The sequence below is a fragment of the Ruegeria atlantica genome, from assembly GCF_947495585.1.
GTDB classification, from domain to species: domain Bacteria; phylum Pseudomonadota; class Alphaproteobacteria; order Rhodobacterales; family Rhodobacteraceae; genus Ruegeria; species Ruegeria atlantica_G.
Window position 1 is genome coordinate 127,579 of record NZ_CANLZK010000010.1, and the last position, 22,140, is coordinate 149,718.

Sequence of the window (22,140 nt, forward strand, 5' to 3'; positions counted from 1 at the left end):
GGATCGTCGCAAACTTTGGCGAAGCTTTTGGTCGTTCATTTGCCAGAATCGGATTTTTGGGTGAACCTGATAGAAATTAAAGGATCGCAATATGTTAAAATATTTGATGTTTGCACTCGGTATCGGCGTATCCACGGTGCTGTTTGCGCAAGAGGCATCCGACGACCCAACCGAACCGCAAGACGCTTCGGTGAATTCTTCCGATCTTCTAACGGATGCGGAATTGCAAATATTGGTCGCTCCGGTGGCTCTTTATCCGGACACGTTGCTGATTCAGGTTTTCGTCGCGGCGACACAGCCGATCGAGATTGTGAAGGCCGAACGGTATTTGCTGGATAACGCCGAGCGGGACCCCATTGAGCTTGAGCCGGAAATCGAAGCGATGGGCTGGGATCCTTCTGTCAGTGTGTTGGCGACGGCGTTCCCCGAAGTCGTTGGTCAGATGGCCACACATATTGATTGGACCGAGACAATGGGCACAGCCATGCTGGCGCAATCCGATGATGTGATGGATGCGGTTCAGGTCATGCGAGATCAGGCAATTGACAGCGGTGCCCTTGTTTCAGGACCCGAGCAAACCGTCGAAGTGTCTAACGACGACACGGTCATCATCACTCCGACAGAACCCGAAACAGTTTACGTCCCGCAATACAATCCCGAGACAGTCTACACCGGCCCTTCGACCGGTGACGTGGTGGGGGCGGCGTTGCTGACCTTTGGCACTGTGGCGCTGATCGACGAGATTTTTGACGATGACGACGACTGGTATGGCTACTGGGGGTGCCGAAATTGCGGCGGGTGGGGCGGTGGCCCAATATACAGAAACCCCGACATTGACATCGACGTCGATGGCAACGTCAATATCGGTAATGACATCAATCTTGGCGACCGTACCGATATCGGATGGAACCCGGATCCTGACCGCCAACAGGAAGCCCGGGATAAGATCGCCGATCACAAAAGGCCGGAAGGTGGCCGCGGTGACTTGCCCGTTAACCGGCCCGAGGGCCGCACGGACGAACTCCGTGCAAAACTGAGCCGTGAATCCGGTGCCGCAGACATTAGCCGCGACGGTGCAGCGGCGGTTGCCGCCGGTGCAGGCGCAGGGGCCATCGCAGGAGGTGCTCTGGCAAATCGGGGCAGTGGCGACAAATCTCTGCCGCAGGTGAACCGCGGGAATGTTGATCGGGACAAGGCCGAAGCCAAACAACAGGCCATCGATCGGACCAAACGTCCGGATGCGGCGAAAAAGCCTGTCAAAAAGAAACCTCAGGCAAAGAAGGCTGTGACCCAGCGTAAGTCCGCCTCGTCCAAAGGGAATGCGATGAAGAAAAAAGCGTCAGGCGCCCAAGCCCACAAGGCGTCCAGACGTGGTCACGCTGCCAAAGCCAAGAGGAGACGGTAACATGCGTAAATCGGGTTTTTCTATCGTACTTCTTGCCATGGTGGCCGGACCGGCATTTTCCGACGGTGCACTGTTCGAAACTCCGCAGACCGCATTGGATGCTTTTGTCCAAGCCCTAAAGGACGGTGATCAGAACAAGCTGCTTGAGATATTCGGACCCGAGGCAGAAGACGTGATCGGAACTGGCGATCCTGCGGAAGATCAGCAAAGAAGGCAAGACGTGCTTGGCATGTACTCTGAAGGATACCGCTTTCAACCCGATGATGATGGTGTGGTCCTTTTGTTGGGCGAAGACAGTTGGCCCTTTCCAATCCCAATTCTGCAAGGCGAAACCGGCTGGCGGTTTGATTTGGCGGCCGGGATCGAAGAACTTTCGGCCCGTGAAATCGGTTTGAACGAATTGGATGTGATCGAAACGCTTGAGGCCTATGTCGATCTTCAGGCAGCGTTCCGTTTTGTGGATCACAATGGCGATGGCGTTATGGAGTTTGCCCGGACCATCATATCGGATCCCGGCGAGCGAAACGGCCTTTTCTGGCCGGAAGAAGACAGTTTTGTCGGAGCCGCACTTGCCCGCGCCGCCGCCTCGGGGTGGAGCGACGGTGAGGCCGATTACGAACCCGAACCTTTCCTCGGGTATTACTTCACAATTCTGCAGGGGCAGGGGCCGAATGCTCCGGGTGGTGACTATTCCTATTTTGTCAACGGTTGGTTCGTCGCAGGACACGCCTTGCTTGCGGTGCCTTCGGATTACGGAGAGACGGGCATCCACTCCTTTTTGGTGGGCGAAAACGGCATTGTGTACGAAGCAGACTTTGGCCCGGATACATTAAAAATAACGGCTGAAATATCAACCTACGATCCCGACCAGAATTGGTCACCAACCGAGTGATTGCCTGTTGTTCGAGCTTTGGTTCTGATGCCAATTTTCGGCCAATGGCGCCTTCGGAATTAGTGAATGAATGACTGTCGGTCGTATCAAGTCGAAAGCCAGCTCATGATATCCTTCAAGGGTGCAAAATATCCGAATAATGTGATCCTATTCGCGGTGTTCTTCTTTGTTCGATAGGGCATATTCTACCGCGATCTGGAAGAGATCATGGCGGAGCGAAATGTTTCCGTCGATCACGCCACGCTGAACCGCTCGGTGAAACGATCCTCCTGGGAAATTGCTGACACAGCACGCCCCCGCAATGGCCCATGCGACCGCTACTGGCGAATGGATGAAACTTACTTTAAGATAAAAGAAACAAGGACTTACCTCCATAGAGCCGCCGACAAGCACGGCAAAACTCTCGATTTCATGCATTCACAACGTCGAAACAAACCGGCGGCGACAAAATTCTACGCCCGGATGTCGCAGACTAATGGACTACCGCGAAAAATTGTCAGCGACAAAATCGGTGCCGACTCAGCCACTATCAAGGCTTTAAACAGGATTCTCTAAGGTTTTGTTTGCCTACCCCCGATCGAGATGGTGAGGCGGAACTACCTAAATTCATCGAAGAACAAGATCACAGGTCTTTTAAAAGATGAATCCGCCCGATGCTTGGCTTCATGTCCTTTGAATCTGCATCTGCAACCCTTTCGGCAATCGAAGTCGCGCACATGATCCGCAAAGGTTATTTCACGCTTGGACTCTGTCCATTTCAACAGTTCGCAGAACTGGCCGCCTAACCCATCGACACAAAGGCGGGTTTCCTAATAACCGCTAACTTTGCGACGGAATCTCTTGTATGTGGCCGGTGTAGTCGATCCATTCCAGTTTTACTGTGCTTTCAAAAGTGAACATTAATCCCCGGGCCCCTCAAGATCATAGAAACGCGCAGCGGTCTCATGGAACACCGCCGAATGCGCCTCAGCGGGCACCAGATTGCGGCAAACCTGTACCAGAGAGACGTAATCACTATAGAGCTTATCGACCGGGAAATTTGAGCCAAACATGACCCTCTCTGGTCCGAATTGTTCAAGACATACCTCCACGATCGGGCGAATACTGTTAGGCGTCCAGTTGTGATCGAACATGCCCAAACCAGAGAGTTTGCATGAGACATGCGGCAGATCTGATAGCGTGTGCAGTCTTTGAGCCCAGTCTTTCAAACCTGCCGGGCTGCGGTCATGCGGTGATCCTGCATGGCACAGAGCGACCCGTGTGCCCGGGGTCTGCGCGAGAATTCGAGCAGTTTTTTCGATTAGTTCGGGAACGAGCTGCAGATCAAAGCTGAGACCGCGCCGTCCGGCCTCCTGCAGTCCGTCTAGAAATTGCGGATTGTCCAGCAGAGAATTGGTGCCTGTCTGCGCGTCCTCTCCGGGTGCGCGGCCAACGATCTGACGCACGCCACGCACAGTCGGGAGGGCCTGAAAAACGTCAAGCTGAGCGGATAGGTCGTCGGAGGTCAGGTCACAGAACACTACCTGCGCCATCGACCAGTCTGGATTGGCATCGGCGGCGGATTGAACCCATCTGGCTTCATCTAGACCGTTTTCGGCCCCAACCTGAATATGGATCGAGGCGTGGATACCGCAAGGCGCGGCTTCGGACCGGAACTCGCGCAGAAGGTAATTCCGTTGAATCGGTGTCGGATCACCAAAGAACCTTTCTACCCCGGGCGCCATCAGCCAAGGGTAATGCACTGCATCAAGGTCCCAAAGGTGGTGATGCGCATCAATCCAGCCGGTCATGTCCGCGGTACTTTCGCCATACGCCCCAAAATATCGACACCCTGTTGTTTCCAGAAATGCAGCAGGTCGATGAAGATCCAGTTCTCGGCCAGCTTTTCACCCTCGCGTCGATAGATGTCGATCACCCGGAATTCACCGGCTTTTTTGGTGGAGGGCATGCCCATGAACCCGCCGGTAGGCCGCGCCGTGAAATTCGGCCAGCCGAAAAAGCCTCCATAATGTCCTTCAGCCATGCGGCAAACATGTTTGGTTTTTGATCGGTCCGAGAAGGCGGCGCGGAACGGTCCAGAGTGTTGTTCGGCGTAGCGTTCTATCGTGTAGGTCGCGCCGATCCCTTCGGGTCCCCACCAGATCATGTCTTGGTGCCAGGTTTGGGCCAATTCATCCTCAAGCGACAACCCACTGTCCCATTGGCCGAGATCCGAGATCATCGCATTGATGATCGCCAGGGTCTTTTCGCCTTCTTCAGCAGGTTGTGCGTTCAGCAGTAGGCCGTCATGGGGTCTTGGTCCGGGTTGCACCAAATGCGCTGCTGTTTGTGGGGGGAACGGATTCTGCCCGGCCTGTACCATCAGGTGCGGTATGTCGAAATACATCGCTGTTTCGACAATCCTGTCACCGGCGACCTTGTAGAACGCGCAATAGCGCAGGAATGCCAGCTTGCCAGTTGGGCGAATGCCCAGCCACGGACGATCGAACAGCCCCATCAAATGCCCCATGGACACGACCCAGACGTCGGCCTCGTCCCGCAGCGAGTTTTGCCCTGCGAACAGGATATCGACACGGTTCTGCTGGCGGGTCAGGCTGCTCTTTAGTGGTTGCCAGAACTGCCGGGCAACCTGTTCGGCGCCATTGATTTCGTTGAATGGGTGAAAGCCGCGCCACTTCAGATCCGGGGCGCAGTATTGGCTCATTACCTTCGGGATTTCTTGTTCTGTCGCGGAATCCAACGCGGTGTGAAACGCAGAGACGAGTTTTTTTTCAGTCTGGAAGGTCACGGTATTTGCCATTGTGATCAGAGTTTTACGAGAGGCACGAAGCCGGGTTGAGTCGGGTATTTGCGTCAGTTTTGCATACGTATGCAAAAAAGTCTTGCCTGAATTGACGTATGCGAATTACAGTTTTGCAAACGTATGCAAAATGATTCCTTGCAGGGGGCACCATGGCGGAAATTCAATTGCGGAACGTCGGCAAGCGATGGGGCTCATTCGTTGGGGTTCACAATTTCGACCTGACCATTGCTGATCGCGAGTTTCTGGTCCTGCTCGGCCCCTCGGGTTGCGGCAAGACAACGACGATGCGGATGATCGCAGGGCTTGAGGACGTGACCGAGGGCGAAATCCTGGTCGATGGCAATGTGATCAACGATCTGGAGCCGAAGGACCGCGACGTTGCGATGGTGTTCCAGAGCTATGCGCTCTACCCTAACATGAACGTCTATGAGAACATCCGCTTTCCGCTGAAGGTGCGCGGCATCGACCCGTCGACTCACGACGAGAAGGTACGCCGCGCCAGCGCGATGGTAGAGTTGGACGATTTTCTGCATCGCAAACCCGCCGAGCTCTCAGGTGGTCAGCGACAGCGAGTGGCGCTCGCCCGTGCCATTGTGCGCGAACCAAACGTGTTCCTGATGGACGAGCCGCTGTCGAATCTTGACGCCAAACTGCGGGTCTCGACCCGGGCGCAGATTAAGAACCTCAGTCACGAGCTGGCGGTGACGACGATCTATGTGACCCATGACCAGATCGAAGCGATGACGCTGGCCGACCGCGTTGTGGTGATGAAACAGGGCGTGGTGCAGCAGGTTGGCAGCCCCACGGAAATCTATGACATGCCGGCAAACACGTTTGTGGCCAGCTTCATTGGTTCACCCGCGATGAATTTAATGGATGGCGACGTTTCAGGTGGAATGTTCCGTGCCGAACACGTCGAAATCCCAGTGGATGCCCCAGACGGTCCTATGACGCTGGGCTTCCGCGCCGAGGATGCCAGCCTTGCCGAAGGGCAGGGCCAGATCACAGCGCCGATCTACACGCTGGAATTGCTGGGCGACGCGACCATGATCTCGGTCCGGGTCGGCGGTGCTCTGGTATCGGTTAAAGCCGATAAAGCCTACCGCGCCGAGATTGGCGAGACAGTCTCGTTCTCGGTGCCGAAAGAAATCTGTCACCTCTTTGAAGCTGAAAGCGGTGCGCGGATTGGGGAACGCCCCCACAAACAGCCCAAACGGGCTTAACACCGGTCCGGACGTCGACGACGGACCGATCCTGACAGGGAGAAACGCATGAAACTCAAGACGATCCTTATGGCAGGTGCCATGTCCATCGCCGCCACCGGCGCATGGGCGGAATGCGCCTTTGAAAATGATGTGCCACTGAAATCGCTGTCCGCCGGGTTTGAAGCCTGGAAAGCGGTCACCGATGCAATGGCGGAATGCGGCAACTTCAGTGCTTCGCTGGACCAGGAATTCCGTGAAAAGCAACCCGAAGCCTTTGCGGCCGATCCAGCGCTTTATCAGATCGGCGGTGTTTCGAACGCAACTCTGGTGCCTTTGCTCAACGCCGGTACGATCCGTCCGCTGGACGATCTGGTTGAGAAGTACGGTCAGGATTTGCTGCCCAATCAATTGATCAAAGTCGATGGCAAGACCATGGCGATTGCGATGATGGTGAATGCGCAGCACCTGATGTATCGCGACGATGTTCTGGCTGAACTGGGCATCGAAGAGCCCAAGACATATGGCGATGTTCTTTCCGCAGCTGCCAAGATTAAGGAAGCCGGCGTGATGGATTATCCCATTGGTGGGACGTTCAAGACCGGTTGGAATCTCGGTCAGGAATTCGTCAACATGTATTTGGGCGAGGGCGGTTCGTTCTTTGGTGACGGCAACATGCCTGCAATCAATAACGAGCAGGGCGTAGCAGCGCTTGAGACATTGAAGGCCATGACCGAGTATATGGACCCGGAATACCTGGTCTCTGACTCGACCTATGTGCAACAGCAGTTCCAGCAGGGCAAGATCGCGATGGCGAACCTGTGGGCCAGCCGTGCCGCTGCGATGAACGATGAGGCCGAAAGCCAGGTCGTTGGCAAGGTGACCATGGCCGCGGCTCCAATGGGATCGGCGGTTCCGGCGACCACAATCTGGTGGGACGGTATTGTTCTGGCTTCGAACATGAGCGACGAAGAAGCGGATGCTGCCTTCCGCGTCGCACTTGAGGGCATGGACACCGATACGGTCAGTGCGAACAACGATGTCGCCGTATGGCTGAGCACGGCCTATTCTGCAGGTCCTTTGGCTGCAGGTGCTGCAGCGTCCGCTGAAGGCGGTGCCAAGGCTTACCCGGCTTCCGGTCCTATGGGCATCATGCACACCTCGTTGGGTAACGGACTGGCCGATTACCTGACCGGTGCCAAAGACGCGCAGACGACTCTGGCCGATATCGAGGCAGACTACGTCACTGCCGCGAAAGAAGCGGGTCTGATCAGCAACTGATCCTCCCTTGGGAGGGCTCCGGCCCTCCCATCCTTTTCCCCCGAGAACCATTAGAAAGGCAGAGCCATGAATTTCCGGACATTTGCTGCTTTTGTCGGTCCCTCTGTCTTTATGATGCTTCTCTTTATCGCGTTCCCGCTGGTCAGCGTGTTCCAGCAGAGTTTCTATATCACCCAGCCGATCTATGAGACGGTTGAAAAAGAAACCTGTACCCCCGGTTTCTTGACCCAGACCTGTGTGACCGAAAAGGTGTCGCAGCCAAAGCTGGATGAGCATGGTGAGATCATCACGCAAACCCAATACGTGGGGTTGCAAAGCTATCGCAATGTTCTGGAACCTGACCGCGCATGGCGCGCCATAAGTGACGGCAGCTGGCATGTGCTGTCGACGATCAATTTCTGGAAGGCCCTGCGATTCACACTGACGTTTACTTTGATCACTCTGCCGCTGGTGGTCGGTTGCGGGTTAGGGATCGCGATCCTGATAAACAATGCTGCGCGTTCTATCCGCGGTCCGGTGATATTCGTCTCTCTACTACCTTTCATCATCACGCCGGTGATCGGAGTTCTGTCAATCAATTGGCTGTTTCGCGGCGACGGTATCCTGACTGCGATGATGGAATGGTGGCTGAACCGTGACATAGCCCTGTTCGCGCAGGCTTGGACGATTGAAGTCCTGATGATGATCTACCGCGTCTGGCACGTGGCGCCCTTTGCGGCCATCATCTTTTACGCCGGTCTTCAAACGGTCAATCAGGACAGTCTGGAAAGCGCGGTTATTGACGGGGCGACCCGCTGGCAGCGGCTGAAATACATCGTCATTCCGCATCTGATGCCGCTAATCATATTTGTATCGATGATCCACCTAATGGACAGCTACCGCGTGTTCGAAGAAATCGTTGGCTTCTCAAGCCAGGGCTATGTGATCTCGCTACAGTGGTTGACGTTTGACTACCTGACGCCGGATCAGGCGGGCAACCGGTCGATCAGCCGTGCCTCGGCCAACTCGATGCTGACCATGATTGGCGTTGTCATCCTGCTTATCCTTCCGCTGCGCCGCACATGGCGCGATCATAAAGGAGGTCACTGACATGTCCTCGCGCGCGCTTCGCCAACCGCTCAGCCTGCGGCTGACCTCGAACATCTTTCTGGCGCTTTGGTGCCTGATTGCGGCCTTCCCGATCTTCTGGATCGTGGTGATGAGCTTCAAATCGCCAGTCGATGCATTCGACAGTAACGCGCTGAACGTGATTTTTGGTCCGGCCACTCTGGGGGTTGGCAAGGGTCTGTCGCTGCTGGACATCATTCTGGGTGTCGCGGTGATCTGGGCAACGATAGTCATCGCCACCAAAACACTGCCGTCGATGGTAAAATCCTACTCGAAACCCGGGCAGGAGTGGTTCGGCTGGGTCATTGGCGTACTGGTCGTTTTGGTGGGCTTTCTCGTGGTGTTCTTTGTCGTCCTGCCGGCCGTTCTAAACGTGCTCAACCCGTGGTTCGGGCCCTTGGGCCAGGACGTGCTTGGCCTGACCACCGAACACTACAAGACCGTCTGGATTGACCGGGGCTTTTCAAACAACTTCAAGAACTCCCTGATCGTGACAACAGGTGTGGTGACCGTGTCGCTGACCGTTGGGACGTTGGCGGGATATGGTCTGGCACGGTCTGGATCGACTTTGGCTTTCTGGATCCTAATTGTAGCCTTGGTGTTCCGGGCCCTGCCGCATTCGGTGCTGGTGGCTGGTTATCTGCCGGTTTTCATCAACTCGGCTGAATGGCTGGCCCCGATCCTGGGTGAAAACGCACCAACGCTTTACGGCAAGCCATTTGCGGTGATCGCCGTTCTGGTCGCGATCAATCAGCCATTCACGATCTGGATGCTGCGTTCGTTCTTTCAGAATATCCCGGCAGAGCTGGATGAGGCCGCCCGCGTTGATGGTTGCAGCCATTTTCAGGCCTTCCGCCGTGTGATCATGCCGGTAATGTGGCCGGGGGTGATCACCACAGGCCTGTTCAGTTTCCTGCTGGCGTATAACGACTTTCTTGTCACCGCGTTGCTGCTGGACGCGCAGAACCAGACGATGGTTCCTGCCATCGTCGGCATGTTCAACCGCGAGACGACTACAACCGACCAAGTGGTCGCGGTTGCCGCCGCCGTGTCGATCACTGCGCCGTTGATCTTCCTTGTACTGATCTTCCAGCGCCAGATCGTCAGCGGTCTGACAGCCGGAGCGGTCAAAGGCTGATGAGTAACCATGCACGCCATAACGCCATGTCGCGCCACCCGGCGCTGAACAGGATGCCGAGGGACTTTCTGAGTATAGGGGCTGCGATCCCCAAACTCTCTCTCTGGCAACCTGAAAGGACATAGACATGAAAGGTTCCCGTCCCGAACAAGCGGTTCTGACCCGCGACACGGACATGAGCAAAACCGAAGACACGCGCCGCGTGATTGAAACCATGGTGGATGGTCTGAACGACCACCGCATTGATGATATCGGAGAATTCTTCACCCAAGGCTTCCGCTGGATGGGCAATCAAGGCTGCGGCACCAAAACCGGGCTGAAAGAGTTTCAGGAAAACTGGCAGCGCCCGTTTCAAGCGGCGTTTTCGGACAAGACCTGCATTGATGAGGCCCGCCTTTACATGGGCGAGTGGGCGGCAGCCTTTGGCCGTCAGGAAGCCACGCATTCCGGAGAGTTTCTGGGCATCGCCCCCACCGGCAAGCGTGTCGAGATCCGCTATATGGATTTTTGGAAAGTCGTTGACGGCAAGATCGTCGACAACTGGGTGAATGTCGATTTCGCACATGTCGCGGCGCAACTAGGCGTCGACCTGTTCAACGGCGAAGGCTGGGAAGCATTTGACCGGGGTGAGAAATGTCCACCCCGGCCCGAAAACTGAGGATTGGAAACATGGCAATCGAGTATCTTAAACGCGGCAAATCCGATGCGGACCGGGCTGAAGATGATGCCAAGACCCGCGCCGTGGTTGAGGCGACGCTGAAAGACATTGAAACCCGCGGTGATGCTGCGGTGCGTGAGTTGAGTGAGAAGTTCGACAACTACTCGCCAGCCTCGTTCCGCCTGAGCCAGAAGGAAATCGATGACTTAATCGGTCAACTGACCGATAGGGAACTGGCCGACATAAAATTCGCACAGGAACAGGTGCGCAACTTTGCGCAGGCTCAGCGGGATTCAATGCTGGACATTGAGGTCGAAACCCTGCCGGGCGTGATCCTTGGCCATAAGAATATTCCTGTGCAATCGGTCGGATGCTACGTCCCCGGTGGCAAGTTTCCAATGGTGGCTTCGGCCCACATGTCCGTGGCCACGGCTTCGGTCGCGGGTGTCCCTCGTATCATCGCCTGTACGCCTCCGTTCAAAGGCAAGCCGAACCCAGCAGTGATTGCGGCCATGCATTTGGGTGGCGCGCATGAAATCTACGTTATGGGCGGTATTCAGGCCATTGGTGCGATGGCTTTGGGCACCGAGACGATTGATCCGGTTCACATGCTGGTTGGCCCCGGCAACGCCTTTGTTGCGGAAGCCAAGCGCCAGTTGTTCGGGCGCGTTGGCATTGATCTGTTTGCAGGTCCCACCGAAACCATGGTGATCGCGGACGAGACCGCAGCAGATGCCGAACTGTGCGCAACCGACCTGCTGGGGCAGGCCGAACACGGCTATAACAGCCCCTGTGTGCTGCTGACCAACTCTCACAAGCTTGCCAAAGAGACACTGTCCGAGGTGGACCGCCTTTTGGGCATCCTGCCGACTGCAGACACCGCGAAAGTGTCCTGGGATGAATATGGCGAGGTGATTGTCTGCGACACGTATGACGAGATGCTGCAGGTCGCTGATGATATCGCCTCGGAACATGTGCAGGTGATGACGGATCGTGACGACTGGTTCCTTGAGAATATGACCTGCTACGGCGCGTTGTTCCTTGGTCCGCGCACCAACGTGTCAAACGGGGACAAGGTGATTGGTACGAACCACACGCTGCCAACGAAGAAGGCGGGGCGCTACACCGGTGGGCTTTGGGTTGGGAAGTACCTGAAAACGCATAGTTATCAGAAAGTTATGACCAACGAGGCGGCGACACTAATCGGCGAATACGGCTCGCGTCTGTGCATGTTGGAAGGTTTTGTAGGCCACGCAGAACAGTGCAACGTCCGCGTGCGTCGCTATGGGGGCATCAATGTGCCCTATGGCGAACCCGCGCCTTATCGGGATGCAGCTGAATGAGTGATAGACATACTCAGCATAAGGCCCTGATCGCTCCGCTCAGGGCCGCGATGTATGATTTTTCCGAGGCCGGTGTTCGCGCGGCACTGGCCGAGGTAACGGCCTCGGACGCCGTTTTCCACCTATGCCATCCTTTTGGCGACAGCATTGGCAGCGACGCTTTCTATGACCGCGCCTATAAAGACCTGCTGGTTGCCTGGCCCGATCTGGAACGGCGGGATTATATCGTCATGGGTGGACCGGATGAACATGTTTCTGACTGGATTGGATGCGGCGGCTACTACACCGGTACGTCCACCGGCCCGTGGCTGGACATCCCGCCGACTGGCCAGCAGGTCACCATGCGGTTTCATGAGTTTTACCGTTTCGAAAACGGCAAAGTTGCTGAAATGCAAGCTCTTTGGGATATCCCCGAGGTGATGATGCACGCAAGTGCCTGGCCCATGGCCCCCAGTCTTGGCCGCGAATGGCACGTGCCCGGGCCGGCCACGCAGGACGGGTTAGTGCCTGGGCCCCATGATGAGGCCAAAGGTAAAGAGACCTGCAAACACATCATCGACATGCTGGAGCACCTCAAGAAACACCCGTCGCAAGGCGGCCCCGAGGTGATGGAGATGGAACGGTTCTGGCATCCGCGCATGAACTGGTACGGGCCGTCGGGCATTGGAACCGGGCGTGGCTACGCAGGCTTTCGCAACTGGCACCAGATCCCGTTTCTGAACGGGATGCCGGATCGCGGGCAGTACGTGGACGACATCACCTATCACTTCTTCGGCGATGGCGAATACGCGGCTGTGACCGGCTGGCCTAACATGATCCAGACCGTCACCCATGACGGATGGATGGGGATCGCGCCTGCGGGCAAGAAGATCACCATGCGCAGCCTCGATTTCTGGCGGCTGGAAAACGGGCGCATTCGTGAAAACTGGGTGCTGGTCGATCTTCTGGATGCGTATCGCCAGCTAGGCGTTGACGTCTTTGCCCGTCTGCGGGAATTCAACAAGGCCCGAAACATGGGGCGCATTGATATACCGGATGGAATGAGCTGATGACTGAACTGCCACGCACCCCTTCTTTTTCCCTGAGCGGAAAAACCGCCCTTGTGACCGGAGCTTCTTCGGGTATCGGGCAGGGCTGTGCAGTTGCTTTGGCCGAGGCGGGCGCGCATGTCGTCTGTGCTGCCAGAGGCGAAGATCGGTTGAATGCAACTGTCACTGCTCTGCAGGCAGAGGGGTGGTCGGCCGAGGCGTTGGTTCTGGATCAGGGCGATCTGGATGCGCTAAAGCAGCTTTTTGAAACGCGAAGCTTTGATATCGTTGTGAATTCGGCCGGGGTTGCACGGCACAGTGCTGCAATTGAGACAACACCAGAGGATTTCGATGTTGTCACGGGCGTCAATCTGCGTTCGGCTTACTTCCTGTCGGCCTATGCCGCTCGTGCCTTGATCGAGGCTGACAGGCCAGGTTCGATCATCCACATCTCCAGCCAAATGGGCCATGTGGGCGGCGTAGACAGGGCGCTCTATTGTGCAACCAAGCATGGGCTCGAAGGTATGGTCAAATCCATGGCCATCGAATGGGGCAAGCAGGGCATTCGGATCAACACGGTCTGCCCGACTTTCATTCGAACGCCTCTGACCCAATCCACCTTTGACAACCCAGAACGCGCCGCGTGGATCATGGAAAAGATAAAACTGGGTCGCGTGGGCGAGGTCGAAGATATCATGGGTGCGGTACGCTACCTCGCCTCGGATGCCTCAGCGCTGGTTACAGGCACCTCGATGTTGATTGACGGAGGTTGGACAGCAGATTGATGGCTGAGAAAGTAACATCACTCCAGGTCGCGCAACTGGCCGGTGTCAGCCAATCCGCCGTCAGTCGCGTCTTCACGCCCGGTGCCTCGGTCAGCAAGAAGACGGAAGAAAAGGTGCGCAAAGCCGCGACCGAGCTTGGCTATCGCCCCAATGTGTTGGCGCGCGCGATGGTGTCGGGCAAAAGCCGCATCATCGGTTTGGTCGTCGCCTATCTGGACAATTATTTTTATCCCGAAGCGCTCGAGAAGTTGTCGAACGAGTTGCAGGAGCAGGGGTATCACGTCCTGATCTTCATGGCCTCCAGAACCGCCGGAAACATTGACGACGTTATGGAGGAAATTCTTGATTATCAGGTTGATGGCGTGATCCTGGCCTCGGTTGCGATGTCGTCCGATATCGCGACACGGTGCCAACAAGCTGGTGTACCAGTCGTGTTGTTCAACCGTAGTCAGGATATCGACGGGATCACCTCGGTGACCTCTGACAATTATTCCGGCGGTCGCAAGGTCGCTGAATTCTTTATTGCCGCAGGCCACAGTCGCATCGCTTACATTGCGGGTTGGCAGGGTGCTTCAACCCAGCGAGACCGCGAGGCCGGGTTTCGCGCCGCACTCGGTGATGCAGGCCAGGATCTGTACGCCTACGAAATCGGAGAGTTCCTGACCGAGAATGCGCGATTGGCCGCGCGCCGCATGTTTGATGTTGAACCGCAAAAACGACCCGACGCGGTATTCGTCGCCAATGACCATATGGCGCTTGCCGTGATGGACGTCATTCGGTTTGAACTCGGAATGCGTATACCAGAAGACGTTTCTATCGTTGGATACGATGACGTACCGCAGGCCGGATGGCTTGCCTATAACCTCACCACCATTCGTCAACGCGCCAACCTGATGGTTGCGGAAACCGTTGATGCCTTGTTGGACCATATTGAAAACCCGGCAGTTGCCGCAGCCCGCAAGGTCGCGATTGATGGGCCGTTGATCGTGCGCACTTCGGCACGGCTGCCCAAAGGCTGGACCCCGCAAAGGATGAAAACATGAAAGGCTTTGATCTCAAGTTCCGGGATTTTCCCGACTATATCATCGGAATTACCAAAGAGATCTGGGAAGACCGGGGCATCGCAACCCTGCACGAGTATTACAGCGAAGATATCGTCGTTCGCTCACCCGGTTCGGTGGTTTTGGGGAATCAGAATGTGATCGGCGCGACGATGGCGACCCTGGCCGAGTTTCCGGACCGGCAGTTGATGGGTGAAGATGTGATCTGGTCGGGCACGCCGGAAGAAGGCATGCTCAGCTCTCACCGCATCCTATCTACGGCCACGCATCTGGCCGAAGGGGTTTACGGCAAGCCTACGGGTACAAAGCTATGCTATCGAATTCTGGCCGACTGCCACGCCATCGACAACCAGATCAACGACGAATGGTTGATCCGCGATCAGGGCGCGATTGTGCGGCAGATGGGCTGGGACCCAAAGGAATACGCCGCTGATCTGATTGCGCGCGAGGGCGGTAAGGACAGCTGCGTCAAACCTCTGACCCCCGAGATTGACCAGCCTGGCCCCTACAAGGGGCGCGGCAACGATAATGAGTGGGGGCAGCGATATGCTGATATCCTGAACCGCATCATGAATGCCGATATGGGCACAATCGCGACCGAATATGACCGTGCGGTGCAGTCTGAATATGTGGGCGGCGCCACGGGGCATGGCTGGGGTGCCGTCGATCGTTTCTGGATGGGGCTGCGGGCAAGTTTCCCGAATGCTGAATTCAAGATTGAACACCAGATCGGGCGCGACGACCCGGATATGCCGCCGCGATCAGCAATTCGCTGGAGCCTTTGGGGCAAGCATGACGGCTGGGGCATGTTCGGGGCGCCGACGGGGGCACAGGTTTATGTCCTCGGGATCAGCCATGCCGAGTTTGGCGCACTGATTGCGGGGCAGCCGCAGTTGCGCCGTGAATATACTCTGTTCGATGAAACCTCGGTCTGGAAGCAGATACTGTTGCAGAGCGGAGAGGTCTGAGTGGCCCGTCCGGTCGCATATCGTATCCTTGCAGGTGGTCTGCGTGAAGCCGGAGCCCGTCGACGTTTCCATATGTTCCGTCAAAGCCTGCGGGCGCGGCGGCTGAATCTGCGCCCGCCAGGGGAGTGAGCGCCTGTGCCGTCTGAGCACACGAGCTTGCATTCTTGAAAACAATAAAATCGGATCATACGTCATGACCAAATCAGCCATCACTTCCCGCATTGTCCGCTACGGCGAGCTCCAACCCTGTAAAACCGCGTTTATCGATGCCCATACGCCGGGCAGCGATCAGAAAGAGAATTTCACGATCATCGGCGGTGGCGTCTCGGAATCTCCGGATCAGCACGTGCACATCACCGACAAGATCGGCTTCAACATCGGTGCCGCGGGTCAGCCGCCGAAATGCCGGAACTCATTGCACAGCCACACAACGGCCGAGGTTTTCTTTGTTGCCAAAGGACGCTGGCGCTTTTTCTGGGGCCGTTATGGCACCGCTGGTGAGTTCATCGCCGAGGAGGGCGATATTTTCAACATCCCGACCGGCATCTTCCGTGGTTTTGAAAACGTTGGCCAGGACTACGGTATGATCATGGCGATCCTGGGCGGTGACGACGCGGGAGGAGGCGTCACTTGGGCCCCTCAGGTCATCGAAGATGCGCAGGCGCATGGTCTGATGCTAGGCGACAATGGCGTTCTGTACGACACCAAGAAAGGGCAGGAGCTGCCTCATAATGTGTACCCAATGCCCTTGCTGACCGAAGAACAGTTGAAGGGCTACCCTGAGGTTCCGGTTGAGGATGTCGTCGGCAAATATGTTGCGCGGTATTGGGATTTGATGGCGTTGTCGGCCAACAAGCCTGCGCAGGTGATTGGTGAGAGCGGGCTGATCAAGGATAAGCCGGGGTTTGCAGTAGACTTCCTTGGCCGGGGGTCCTCTGTGACCGAACCGATTGCGGCGGATAAACCTGTGGTTCTGATGCCAGCCAGCGGTCACTGGCATATCTCGATCGACGAGCACGAAACCACAATTTCGACAGGTGACACGGCTCTGGTTTTACCCGGTGAATCCTATAGCGTTCAGCCATCAATGACCGGGCAAGCGGGCCTGTACCGGATCACGGCAACCGATGAACCAGCAGGAGCGACCTGGACAGGATGAGTGCAGACCCGAACGACACCCAAGCCATATATGAGCGGCAAGCCACAGAGTATGACATGCGCCGCTCAAAAGCCCTTTTCGAGGCGCGCTGGCTGGCGCGCTTCACGGCCAGCCTCAAACCGGGTGACCACGTACTGGATCTGGGCTGTGGCACAGGCGATCCCATTGCGCGCTGGTTTATGGCCGAAGGGTTTGATGTCACGGGTGTCGATTTTTCCGCAGCCATGCTGAACATCGCCAAAGAACGCTGGCCGGACGGGGATTGGCGGAAAGCTGACATGCGGGATTTTGAGCTGGATCAGCAATTCGATGGGATCATCGCCTGGAACAGCTTTTTTCACCTGACGGCAGATGAGCAGAAGGGCTGCATCACCCGCATGGCACGCCATTTACATAACGGTGGAATGCTGATGCTGACCGTAGGTCCACGCGCGGGGGAAGTCAGCGGCACGGTCGGATCAGAGCTTGTCTACCACGCCTCGTTGTCCCCGGCCGGTTATGCAGCGTGCCTTGAAGAGAACGGGCTGCAATTGACCGGCTTTTTGGCCGAAGACCCCGAAACTCAAAGCCATACTGTGCTGATGGCACGAAAACTGTAAGGAGGTCTTTATGGCCGTAAAAACCACACATGTTGGGTCTTTGCCCCGAACACAGGACGTCGTGGATCTTATCTTTGCCAGGGAAAACGGCGAACCTTATGAAGCAGCCGCGTTTGACACGTGTATGACCGCCGCAGTCTCTGAAACGGTGCGCAAACAGGTCGAAGCCGGCGTTGATATAGTCAGCGACGGTGAGACGTCGAAGATTTCTTATGCGACCTATGTCAAGGACCGCTACACCGGGTTTTCCGGTGACAGCCCTCGCAATGCGCCGGCAGATTTGAAGATGTTCCCTGGCTTTCTGCAGCGGCTGGCCAATGACGGAGGCACGCCGCAATACGCCCGACCAATGTGCACCGGAGAAGTGCGATCAAAAGGGCAGGGTGAGTTAGAGAAGGACATCGCCAACCTTAAAGCGGCTATGGCGCAGCATGGGGTCGAGCGCGGTTTCATGAATGCCGCGTCCCCGGGCGTGATCTCGCTGTTTTTGCAGAACGATTTCTACCCCACACGTGAGGCATATCTGGCGGCGCTGGCCGATGCCATGAAAGAGGAATATGAGACCATCGTGGCCGCTGGTCTGGATCTGCAACTGGATTGTCCCGATCTGGCCTTGTCGCGCCATATGCTGTTCACAGACCTTTCAGACGACGCGTTCGTCGAAATCGCCGATATGCATGTCGAGGCGCTGAACCACGCGCTTCAGAACGTCCCGCAGGATCGCGTGCGGGTGCATATCTGCTGGGGCAACTACGAGGGTCCGCATTGCTGCGACATTGCGATGGACAAGGTGTTCAACACCCTGATGGCAACCAAATCGCGCTATGTCCTGTTTGAGACCTCGAACCCGCGTCACGCCCACGAGTGGACCGTGTTCCGTGACCGCAAATCTGAGATACCAGATGACAAGGTTCTGGTCCCCGGTGTGGTCGACACAACGACTAACTTTGTCGAACACCCGGAGCTGATCGCGCAGCGTGTTGAGCGGTTTACGAACATTGTTGGGTCTGACAGGGTGATTGCGGGGTCGGATTGTGGCTTTGGCACCTTTGCGGGGTTTGGCGCGGTCGACCCGGAAATCGCCTATGCTAAACTAGGCGCGCTTGCCGAAGGAGTTGCCCTGGTCAAATGACGCCCCTTGTCCTTCTGCCTGGAATGATGTGCGATGCGAGATTGTTCACTCCGCAAATTGCGGCTTTGTCAGGCAAATTCCCAATCCTGTCTGCTCCCATCGGCGGACATAACACGATGCAGGCTCTTGCCGCCGAGGTGCTGACTTACGCACCCCAACGCTTTGCCCTGGCGGGGCTTTCAATGGGTGGCATCGTGGCGATGGAAATACTGCGGCAGGCTCCTAACCGTGTGGCCGGTCTGGCATTGATGGACACCAATCCTCTGGCAGAGTTGGACGAGCTCAAAGCCAGACGAGGCCCTCAGATCAATGCTGTCGAACGCGGCAACCTGCGCAAGGTGATGGCCGAAGAGATGAAGCCGAACTATCTGACTGACGGCCCGCGTCGCGCCTCTATTCTGGATTTGTGCATGGATATGTCCATGGATCTTGGGTCGGACGTTTTCGTCAATCAATCCAAAGCTCTGCGGGATCGTGCAGATCAGACCAACACCCTGCGGGATTTCACCGGCGTAGCACACGTTCTCTGTGGGCGCGACGATGCCCTGTGCCCTGTCTCAACGCATGAATTGATGCACGATCTGATGCCGCAGAGCCGGTTGGAGATCATCGAAAATGCCGGTCATCTTCCGACTCTGGAACAACCTCAACAAACCACGGCGGCTCTGACCCGCTGGCTGGAGATGATATGAACCGATCCCTACTGGAACTGCTGAAAAAGGTCGACACCCCGACTGTTTGCAACGCCATCGAAGTGGCACAGGGCAAGCGCGGCTTCAATGACTTTACCCGAGGCACAATGTTATGCTCGGATCCCGATGCGGGCGCGATGGTGGGATATGCCCGTACCGCGAAGATTGCCGCCGTGAAACCGCCGGCCGAGGCACCCGACGTGATCCGCGCGCGTCGAATGGATTACTATCGGCATATGGCGTCAGGCAACGGCCCATCTGTCGCCGTGGTGGAAGATTCGGATTACCCCGACTGCATTGGCGCTTATTGGGGCGAGATCAACACCACGGTCCACAAAGGCTTTGGCATCAGTGGCGCACTGACCAATGGCGTGATGCGGGACCTTGGCGACCTGCCGGACGATTTTCCTGTGGTTGCCGGGTCCGTCGGGCCAAGTCACGGTTTCGTGCACGTGAAAGAGGTTGGAACACCGGTGACAATCTTCGGCCTGTCAATTAGAGAGGGAGACCTAGTGCATGCCGACTGGCATGGCGCTCTGGTGATCCCGCCTGAGGTGTTGGGCGAGCTTGAGCAGGCGATCATCAAGTTGCTTGAAACCGAAAAGCTGGTCCTCGATCCCGCGCGCTCATCAGGGTTCGATTTCGACACATTTGAAAAAGCATGGGCGGCATTTGAAGCCTCGCGGACTTAGCGGTGAGTGACAGCTCAACGGGAAAATGAGTACGGTCGAGGCGCGATGTTCTGGAGGCGGTTAAGTTGCGTTGCGGCGTGGCTTGACACGTCGAAATGCAGGAAAGGGTCGCCCTTGTTGCCAACTGAAGCCGAAATAGTCTGGATGTCACGCAACACCCGATCGCGGCTGTGTACGCAATCCGAGCTTTGGTTCGGGACTAATGGACCACTCGTGGCGCGCTGATGTTCGCATCATCTCCTACGTGGAAATTAGACCTACTTGAGTGCAAGGTAGTTACGGGCTGCATTTGGAGGAATACGTTTTGACTGAATCGAATTCTGACCCTGGGACTTCTCCAGAATACTCCATAGCGGTGGAGAACTTTGATCTGGACCTCGCATAGTCTGCCTTTTTCGGCAGTTTTAGCGACGGTATTAATGCATGCGTAGAATGTTGTGATGCCCATCTGCAGCGCAATCCCCTGGCTTTGAACTGGATAGCATTGGACGGGCACCATGAGACCCGCGACTTTGTAGAGTTGCGCGACGAAGCTGCGCGTTTCGCCAACTTGCTGAAGGAACAAGGCATCCAACCCGGCGACATCGTGGCGGGTCTGTTGCCGCGCACCCCGGATCTTGCGACAGTTGTTCTCGGCACCCTCCGGGCCGGTGCTGCCTATCAACCTTTGTTTACAGCCTTTGGGCCCAAGGCCATTCAGGATCGTTTGATCATGAGCGGAGCGAAGCTGGTTGTGACCGACGCCGCGAACAGCGAAAAGCTTGACGGAGTGGAAGATTGCCCGCTAGTCGCGACTAGCGCAAACACTCCGCAGCAGCTTGTTGCCGGAGATATTGATTTCCGCCAGACAATGGCCGCGCAATCGCTTGAATTCGTCCCAGTTTTGCGGAACGGCGATGATCTGATGTTCATGATGGCGACCTCTGGAACTACTGGTCCCGCCAAAGGAGTGCCCGTCCCCCTAAAGGCCCTGGCTGCCTTTCGATCATACATGGTCGAAGGGATCGGCCTGCGAGATGAGGGTGTTTTCTGGAACACTGCCAATCCGGGCTGGGCCTATGGTCTATACTATGCATTGATCGGCCCGCTACTGTTGGGTCATGCAACCACTCTGGTCGAGGGGCCATTCACAGTGGAAAGTACATATGACGTGATTTCGAGATTGGGCGTCACTAACTTTGCGGGCGCCCCCACTGCGTTTCGACTAATCATTGCCTCCGGGGCGGAGAACGCGTCACAGCTGCGCGATCAGATCCGCTGCATCAGCAGCGCAGGCGAGCCACTGAACCCCGAAGTTATCCGATGGTTTGAAACCGAACTGAATGCGCCGATCAAAGATCACTATGGGCAGACCGAAACGGGTATGCTGGTGAATAACCATCACGGGCTCGAACATCCGGTTCGCCCGGGATCGGCAGGCTATGTGATGCCGGGATACAGTGTTGAGGTTCTGGCTGAGGACGGCAGCATCGCCGATCTCAATGAGCCAGGTCAATTGGCCGTGAAAATCGCGGATTCACCTCTCTTGTTTTTTTAGCGACTACCTGAACAAGGGCAACAAATCGATCGAGAACGGATACTATCGTACTGGGGACACGGTGGAGCAGGATGAACACGGATGTATCACTTTTGTGGGGCGGAACGACGACGTTATCACCTCTTCGGGTTATCGCATCGGACCGTTTGACGTTGAAAGCGCTCTGATTGAACATCCCTCTGTGACGGAGGCGGCAGTGATAGGCGTGCCGGATAAGGAACGGACCGAAATAGTGAAAGCGGTGGTCGTACTGGCGGAGGGCAAAGAAAGTAATGAGGAGTTAGCTGCAGAGCTGAAGGATTATGTCAAACAGCGCCTTTCTGCACACGCGTATCCTCGGCTTATCGAATTCGTCAAAGAACTGCCTAAGACACCCAGCGGCAAAATTCAAAGGTTCCTGCTCCGACAAGCGAGTGACGGGGCCACTTGATCTAGCCTCTCGAAGGCAAGCCCCGTCGTTCAACTACACGACAATTCTGCTGGGCAACGAACGGCGGCTTAGTCTGATTACCAGATGTTGTCTTTTGCAACGAATTTATGGCGTTCATTACGGGTGGGCGGTAAACAAACAATTCTGAGAGCCACTACGAGCATCGCGTATGGCAAGGGTGGATTTACTTTGGATGGTGATGCACTCTGAAAACCCACGCCCGAGTAG

21 protein-coding genes and 1 pseudogene are annotated in these 22,140 nt (G+C 56.3%); 20 read left to right on the plus strand and 2 right to left on the minus strand.

Annotation, left to right across the window (positions count from 1 at the left end):
* The first annotated feature begins 91 nt into the window (after positions 1–91).
* The 3 genes and pseudogenes from QMP16_RS16775 (at position 92) to QMP16_RS16785 (ending at position 3,082) form a co-directional block, all read left to right on the plus strand.
* The gene (locus QMP16_RS16775; RefSeq protein ID WP_282153296.1) at positions 92–1,405 is read left to right on the plus strand and encodes a DUF3300 domain-containing protein; all 1,314 of its coding nucleotides are present in this window, start codon (positions 92–94) and stop codon (positions 1,403–1,405) included.
* 1 nt (position 1,406) lies between these two features.
* Positions 1,407–2,297 carry a DUF2950 family protein gene (locus tag QMP16_RS16780; RefSeq protein WP_282153297.1) on the plus strand — a complete coding sequence of 297 codons (891 nt, stop codon included), beginning with the start codon at positions 1,407–1,409 and terminating at the stop codon, positions 2,295–2,297.
* 105 nt (positions 2,298–2,402) lie between these two features.
* Positions 2,403–3,082 (plus strand): annotated as a pseudogene (locus QMP16_RS16785) (IS6 family transposase).
* Positions 3,083–3,196: 114 nt separating this feature from the next.
* Here QMP16_RS16785 and QMP16_RS16790 read toward each other — a convergent pair.
* Both QMP16_RS16790 and QMP16_RS16795 read right to left on the minus strand, forming a co-directional pair.
* On the minus strand, positions 3,197–4,087 hold the full coding sequence (locus QMP16_RS16790) for an amidohydrolase family protein (RefSeq protein ID WP_282153298.1): 891 nt from the start codon (positions 4,085–4,087) through the stop codon (positions 3,197–3,199).
* Positions 4,084–5,097, minus strand: coding sequence for a nuclear transport factor 2 family protein (locus QMP16_RS16795; protein ID WP_282153299.1), 1,014 nt, complete (start codon positions 5,095–5,097; stop codon positions 4,084–4,086). The genes QMP16_RS16790 and QMP16_RS16795 overlap by 4 nt, the downstream gene beginning before the upstream one ends.
* Before the next feature lie 152 nt (positions 5,098–5,249).
* On the opposite strand from QMP16_RS16795, the gene QMP16_RS16800 reads away from it, so the two are divergent.
* The 17 genes from QMP16_RS16800 to QMP16_RS16880 all read left to right on the plus strand — a co-directional run bounded on the left by QMP16_RS16800 (position 5,250) and on the right by QMP16_RS16880 (position 21,912).
* On the plus strand, positions 5,250–6,323 hold the full coding sequence (locus QMP16_RS16800) for an ABC transporter ATP-binding protein (RefSeq protein ID WP_282153300.1): 1,074 nt from the start codon (positions 5,250–5,252) through the stop codon (positions 6,321–6,323).
* A gap of 48 nt (positions 6,324–6,371) precedes the next feature.
* The gene (locus QMP16_RS16805; RefSeq protein ID WP_282153301.1) at positions 6,372–7,583 is read left to right on the plus strand and encodes an ABC transporter substrate-binding protein; all 1,212 of its coding nucleotides are present in this window, start codon (positions 6,372–6,374) and stop codon (positions 7,581–7,583) included.
* A gap of 66 nt (positions 7,584–7,649) precedes the next feature.
* Complete coding sequence (locus QMP16_RS16810) at positions 7,650–8,672, plus strand: carbohydrate ABC transporter permease (RefSeq protein WP_282153302.1); 1,023 nt, start codon at positions 7,650–7,652, stop codon at positions 8,670–8,672.
* 1 nt (position 8,673) lies between these two features.
* On the plus strand, positions 8,674–9,828 hold the full coding sequence (locus QMP16_RS16815; protein ID WP_282153303.1) for a carbohydrate ABC transporter permease: 1,155 nt from the start codon (positions 8,674–8,676) through the stop codon (positions 9,826–9,828).
* Between the two features lie 127 nt (positions 9,829–9,955).
* Positions 9,956–10,486, plus strand: coding sequence for an ester cyclase (locus QMP16_RS16820; RefSeq protein ID WP_282153304.1), 531 nt, complete (start codon positions 9,956–9,958; stop codon positions 10,484–10,486).
* 11 nt (positions 10,487–10,497) lie between these two features.
* Entirely contained in the window at positions 10,498–11,829 is a 1,332-nt protein-coding gene (hisD, locus tag QMP16_RS16825) for a histidinol dehydrogenase (protein WP_282153305.1), read from the plus strand.
* Positions 11,826–12,878, plus strand: a complete 1,053-nt coding sequence (locus tag QMP16_RS16830) for an ester cyclase (RefSeq protein WP_282153306.1) — start codon at positions 11,826–11,828, stop codon at positions 12,876–12,878. The genes hisD and QMP16_RS16830 overlap by 4 nt, the downstream gene beginning before the upstream one ends.
* A complete protein-coding gene (locus QMP16_RS16835) occupies positions 12,878–13,642 on the plus strand; it encodes an SDR family NAD(P)-dependent oxidoreductase (protein WP_282153307.1) in 765 nt (254 codons plus the stop codon). Before QMP16_RS16830 ends, QMP16_RS16835 begins: the two co-directional genes overlap by 1 nt.
* Positions 13,642–14,685, plus strand: a complete 1,044-nt coding sequence (locus QMP16_RS16840; RefSeq protein ID WP_282153308.1) for a LacI family DNA-binding transcriptional regulator — start codon at positions 13,642–13,644, stop codon at positions 14,683–14,685. The genes QMP16_RS16835 and QMP16_RS16840 overlap by 1 nt, the downstream gene beginning before the upstream one ends.
* Positions 14,682–15,671 carry a nuclear transport factor 2 family protein gene (locus tag QMP16_RS16845; protein WP_282153309.1) on the plus strand — a complete coding sequence of 330 codons (990 nt, stop codon included), beginning with the start codon at positions 14,682–14,684 and terminating at the stop codon, positions 15,669–15,671. The genes QMP16_RS16840 and QMP16_RS16845 overlap by 4 nt, the downstream gene beginning before the upstream one ends.
* A gap of 193 nt (positions 15,672–15,864) precedes the next feature.
* Positions 15,865–16,830: a cupin gene (locus QMP16_RS16850; protein ID WP_282153310.1), complete on the plus strand. Its 966-nt coding sequence runs from the start codon at positions 15,865–15,867 to the stop codon at positions 16,828–16,830.
* Positions 16,827–17,429, plus strand: a complete 603-nt coding sequence (locus QMP16_RS16855; RefSeq protein WP_282153311.1) for a class I SAM-dependent DNA methyltransferase — start codon at positions 16,827–16,829, stop codon at positions 17,427–17,429. Before QMP16_RS16850 ends, QMP16_RS16855 begins: the two co-directional genes overlap by 4 nt.
* Before the next feature lie 10 nt (positions 17,430–17,439).
* Positions 17,440–18,561: a cobalamin-independent methionine synthase II family protein gene (locus tag QMP16_RS16860; protein WP_282153312.1), complete on the plus strand. Its 1,122-nt coding sequence runs from the start codon at positions 17,440–17,442 to the stop codon at positions 18,559–18,561.
* Positions 18,558–19,253 carry an alpha/beta fold hydrolase gene (locus tag QMP16_RS16865; RefSeq protein WP_282153313.1) on the plus strand — a complete coding sequence of 232 codons (696 nt, stop codon included), beginning with the start codon at positions 18,558–18,560 and terminating at the stop codon, positions 19,251–19,253. The genes QMP16_RS16860 and QMP16_RS16865 overlap by 4 nt, the downstream gene beginning before the upstream one ends.
* Complete coding sequence (locus QMP16_RS16870) at positions 19,250–19,945, plus strand: RraA family protein (RefSeq protein ID WP_282153314.1); 696 nt, start codon at positions 19,250–19,252, stop codon at positions 19,943–19,945. Before QMP16_RS16865 ends, QMP16_RS16870 begins: the two co-directional genes overlap by 4 nt.
* A gap of 469 nt (positions 19,946–20,414) precedes the next feature.
* The gene (locus QMP16_RS16875; protein WP_282153315.1) at positions 20,415–21,482 is read left to right on the plus strand and encodes an AMP-binding protein; all 1,068 of its coding nucleotides are present in this window, start codon (positions 20,415–20,417) and stop codon (positions 21,480–21,482) included.
* Between the two features lie 61 nt (positions 21,483–21,543).
* On the plus strand, positions 21,544–21,912 hold the full coding sequence (locus QMP16_RS16880) for an AMP-binding enzyme (RefSeq protein WP_282153316.1): 369 nt from the start codon (positions 21,544–21,546) through the stop codon (positions 21,910–21,912).
* Positions 21,913–22,140: the final 228 nt, after the last annotated feature.